This window comes from Mesorhizobium sp. M2A.F.Ca.ET.042.01.1.1, from assembly GCF_003997405.1.
Lineage (GTDB): Bacteria > Pseudomonadota > Alphaproteobacteria > Rhizobiales > Rhizobiaceae > Mesorhizobium.
In genome coordinates this window covers 1-4459 of sequence record NZ_RZRX01000365.1, presented here as the reverse complement: position 1 = coordinate 4459, position 4459 = coordinate 1, and the positions used below count along the sequence as shown (strand labels likewise).

Genomic DNA, 4459 nt, shown 5'->3' with positions numbered 1-4459 from the left:
GCTGCAGACGGTAGAAGCCGCGCTCGACGCGGCGCGCGCGGCGGGCGCCGTCAGCGTGCTCAACACCGCCCCCTTCCGTGCCGAAGCAGCCGGTTTCCTCGGCAGGGCGGACTATGCGGTCGCCAACGAGACCGAATTCGATCTCTACGGCGAGGCGCTGTCGCTTTCCGGGCGCGACCGCCCTGCCCGCATGCGCGACTATGCCCAAAAAACCGGCCGCGCCATCGTCGTTACGCTCGGCGGCGACGGCGTGCTGGCCGCCACGCCCGATGATTTCCTCACCGTTCCGGCGCTCAAGATCACGCCGGTCGACACGGTCGGCGCCGGCGACACCTTCTGCGGCTATTTCGGCGCCGGCCTGTCGTCCGGCCTGTCTCTTCAGGACGCAATCACCCGTGCCGCCGCAGCCGGCTCGCTCGCCTGCCTGAAACCCGGCGCGCAGCCGGCGATCCCGCTCGGCAAGGATGTCGACGCTGCCTTGGCGGGAACGCGTTAAGCATGCGTCCCGTCACCAAGCACGCCCTGCCGCCGGCCGGCGATATCTGCCGTCTCTCCGCCGTCGAGCTCGCCGACAGGATCAGGCAACGGCAATTGTCGGTGTGTGAAGTCGTCAGCGCTTTCCTTGACCGCATCGAGGCCGTCAACCCGCTGGTCAATGCGATCGTCTCGCCGCGCGAGCGCGCCGACATCCTGGCCGAGGCCGACAACGCCGATGCTCATCTGGCCCGCGGCGGCGAGGCCGGATCGCTGTTCGGCCTGCCGATCGCCATCAAAGACCTCGCCCTGACCAAGGGGCTCAGAACCACGTTCGGCTCGCCGATCTTCGCCGATTTCATCCCTGACACGGACGACTTCTTCGTCGAGCGCATCCGAAAGGCCGGCGCCATCATCATCGGCAAGACCAATGTTCCGGAATTCGGCCTTGGCTCCAACACCTACAATCCGGTCTTCGGGCCGACGCTCAACGCCTTCGACCCGGCGCTGACCGCCGGCGGCTCGAGCGGCGGCACGGCGGTGGCACTGGCGCTCGACATGCTGCCGGTCGCCGACGGCAGCGACTTCGGCGGCTCGCTGCGCAATCCGGCCGCCTACAACAATGTCTACGGCTTCCGTCCCTCGCAGGGGCTTGTGCCCGCCGGCCCCGACATCGACGTCTTCTATTCGCAAATGGGCGTCGAGGGACCGATGGGCCGCAGCGTGCGCGACATCGCGCTGTTGCTCGACGAACAGGCGGGCTATCATCCGCAGGCGCCCTTGTCCTATGGCAAGGAGGGCTCGTTCCTCGACGGCTTGGGGACGAAAGCCTCCGGCGGCCGCGTCGCCTGGCTGGGCGATCTCGGCGGCCATCTGCCGACGGAACCGGGCGTGCTCGACCTCTGCGAGACCGCGCTTGCCCGCTTTGCGGACGCGTCGTTCCCCAGCGAAGCGCTGGTGCCGGATGTCGATTTCGAGGCGTTGTGGCAGGCTTTCGTCACCTTGCGCCAGGCAAGCAGCGGCTGCGGCTTGAAAGCGCATTACGATGACCCGGAAAAGCGTAGGCTTCTGAAGCCTGAGGCCGTCTGGGAAGTGGAACAGGCGATACGCCTTACCGCGCCGCAGATCCACGCCGCCAGCGTCCAGCGCACCGCGTGGCATCGCACGCTGCTTTCGCTGTTCGAGCGCTTCGACCTCATCGCGCTCCCGACCGCGCAGGTCTTCCCGTTCGACGTAACCACCCACTGGCCGCGCGAGGTCGCGGGGCGGACCATGGACAGCTATCATCGGTGGATGCAGGTCTCCGCCTTTGCAACGCTGGGCGGCTGCCCGGCGCTCAACGTGCCGGCCGGCTTCGACGCAAAGGGCCGGCCGATGGGCATGCAATTGATCGGTCGCCCGCGCGGCGACCTCGCCGTGCTCAAGGCCGGCGCCGCCTACGAGGCGACGCTGCCCTGGCCGGTGGGGGCCGCGTGACGGGCCGCCCTGCCCGGTCAGCTTGCGCCAACGCCAATCCCGTGCATTGATCGCGCTCCGCCCAAATCGGCGCCGTCCTGTTCGAGGCAAGAATCATGTCGCTGGAACTCTACGCAACCTATGTCGTCGCCTGCATCGTCATCATCCTGGTGCCGGGCCCGACCGTCACGCTGATCATCGCCAACAGCATCCGCCACGGCTCGCGCGCGGGCTTGGCCAATGTCGCCGGCACGCAGGCCGGGCTCGCCATCATGATCGCCATCGTCGGCATCGGCCTCAATACGCTGATCGCCGGCATGGGCCACTGGTTCGAATGGGTGCGGCTGATCGGCGCCGCCTACCTGATCTGGATGGGCATCCAGATGTTTCGCGCAAAAGGCGCGCTGAACCCGGACGGGTCGGCGAAGAAGCCGCGCGGCGGCTTCTTCCTGCAAGGCTTTCTCGTGGCGATCAGCAATCCGAAGACCTTGGTGTTCTTCGGCGCCTTCTTCCCGCAGTTTATCGCACCGCAGGGCAATTACACGCTGCAGATCGTGGTCATGGGCCTGACGGCGATGATCTTCGCCGCCATGTCGGACTCGACCTACGCCCTTGCCGCCGGCCGCGCAGGACGCCTGCTGTCGGCCAGCCGCGTCAGGCTGATGTCACGCATCAGCGGCAGTTTTCTCGTTGGCGGTGGCCTCTGGCTGGCGTTTTCGAAGGCGAAGTAACAGTCTTCCCCTTCTCCCCTTGTGGGAGAAGGTGGATCGGCGCGCAGCGCCGAGACGGATGAGGGGTGTTCCAGCGGAGTGAGGCGTGGGCTTTCCCTGGAGCACCCCTCATCCGACCTCGCTTCGCGAGGCCACCTTCCCCCACAAGGGGGGAAGGAAGAGGTGCTACAACCGCCCCAGCCGCTCCACCAACAGCGCGAAGAAGCCGTCATGGTCGATGTCGCGCATCACGGTGGCATTCTTTTCCCGCTTGGTGACACCCCACCAGTCGATCACCGTCATGCCCATGGTGAGTTCCGACGCGGTCTCCACGCTGACATTGCAGCGGCGGCCTTTGAACAGTTCCGGTTTGAGGAGATAGGCGATCACGCACGGATCGTGCAGCGGCCCGCCATCGGTGCCGTATTTCTCCTCGTCATAGCGTTCGAAGAACTCCAGCATCTCGGCGGTCGCGGTGCCGACCTTGGTGCCGAGCTGGCGGAAAGCCTGTATGCGCTTTGACGAGGTCAGCGCCTTGTGGGTGACGTCGAGCGGCATCATCACGATCGGGATGCCTGATTTGAACACCAGATCGGCGGCCTGCGGGTCCACATAGATGTTGAATTCGGCGGCCGGGGTGACATTGCCGCCCTCGAAGAAGCCACCGCCCATCAGGACGATTTCCTTGATGCGGGGCGCGATCCTGGGCTCGCGGATCAGCGCCAGCGCGATGTTGGTGAGCGGTCCGAGCGGGCACAGCGTGATCGTGCCGCTTTCCTCGCGCATCAGCGTCTCGACGATGAAATCGACGGCGTACTGTTCCTGCAACGGCATGGTGGGCTCAGGCAGCTGCGGGCCATTGAGGCCCGTCTTGCCATGCACTTCCTCGGCGGTGACCAACTCGCGCGTCAGCGGGCGGATGGCGCCGGCATAGACCTTGATGTCGGGCCGGCCGGCCAATTCGCAGATCTTGCGGGCGTTGTTCTGGGTCAGCTTTAGCGGCACGTTGCCGGCAACCGCGGTGATGCCGACGATCTCCAGCTCGGAACTGCCGAGCGCCAGCAATATGGCGACGGCATCGTCCTGGCCGGGATCCGTGTCGATGATGATCTTTCTGGACTGGGGCATTTCAATTCCTTTTTGGGGAGTCTTTTTGGGCGGGGTTTCGAGCATGATCCCGAAAAAGTGGGAACCGGTTTTCGGACAAGATCATGCTCCAACGAGAAGCTGAAACAGGATGGCGGTTCAACGAAACGTCATCCTGATTTCAGTGGCTTGAACTTGATCGCGCGGCGGACCATATCAAGACCATCGGGAAAAATGCCATCCGGGTTTTTCCAGTTTGTGTCGCTCTTCAGAGGACAGTGTAACAATGAGTCGAATGACGCCCTTCTCCAGCCCGCTTCTTCTGGGCTTCGATGCCATGGAAAAGACGCTGGAGCGTCTGGCGAAGACCGGCGACAGCTATCCGCCGTACAACATCGAACGCCTCAGCGCCGCGGACGGCAAGGCCGAAAGGCTGCGCATCACATTGGCCGTTGCCGGTTTCGCCGAGAGCGATCTCGATGTCACCACGGAGGAAAACCAGCTGATCGTGCGCGGTCGCCAGACCGACGACACCGAGCGCGAATTCCTGCACCGCGGCATCGCCGCGCGCCAGTTCCAGCGCTGTTTCGTGCTGGCCGACGGCATGCGGGTGATAGCGGCCGAGTTGAAGAACGGCCTGCTGTCGATCGATCTCGATCGGCCGGAGGCCGAGCGGCTGGTACGGAAAATAAACATATCGGTGAAAGACTGACCTTCGCCGATGGCTCTATGCG

At 64.8% G+C, this 4459-nt stretch carries 5 protein-coding genes; 4 read left to right on the top strand and 1 reads right to left on the bottom strand.

Annotated elements, in window-relative coordinates:
- From EOA23_RS31835 to EOA23_RS31825, 3 genes are all read left to right on the top strand, one after another.
- Nucleotides 1–496: PfkB family carbohydrate kinase (locus EOA23_RS31835; RefSeq protein WP_245474409.1), on the top strand; the 496-nt coding region annotated here is incomplete at its 5' end.
- 2 nt (nt 497–498) lie between these two features.
- Complete coding sequence (locus tag EOA23_RS31830; protein ID WP_127307006.1) at nt 499–1950, top strand: amidase; 1452 nt, start codon at nt 499–501, stop codon at nt 1948–1950.
- A 95-nt stretch (nt 1951–2045) separates the two neighbouring features.
- Nucleotides 2046–2660, top strand: coding sequence for a LysE family translocator (locus tag EOA23_RS31825; RefSeq protein ID WP_127307005.1), 615 nt, complete (start codon nt 2046–2048; stop codon nt 2658–2660).
- A gap of 165 nt (nt 2661–2825) precedes the next feature.
- On the opposite strand, the gene EOA23_RS31820 is transcribed toward EOA23_RS31825, so the two are convergent.
- Nucleotides 2826–3767, bottom strand: coding sequence for a nucleoside hydrolase (locus EOA23_RS31820; RefSeq protein WP_126064376.1), 942 nt, complete (start codon nt 3765–3767; stop codon nt 2826–2828).
- Between the two features lie 244 nt (nt 3768–4011).
- Here EOA23_RS31820 and EOA23_RS31815 point away from each other — a divergent pair, with 244 nt between their 5' ends.
- Nucleotides 4012–4437: an Hsp20 family protein gene (locus EOA23_RS31815; protein WP_042641067.1), complete on the top strand. Its 426-nt coding sequence runs from the start codon at nt 4012–4014 to the stop codon at nt 4435–4437.
- Nucleotides 4438–4459: the final 22 nt, after the last annotated feature.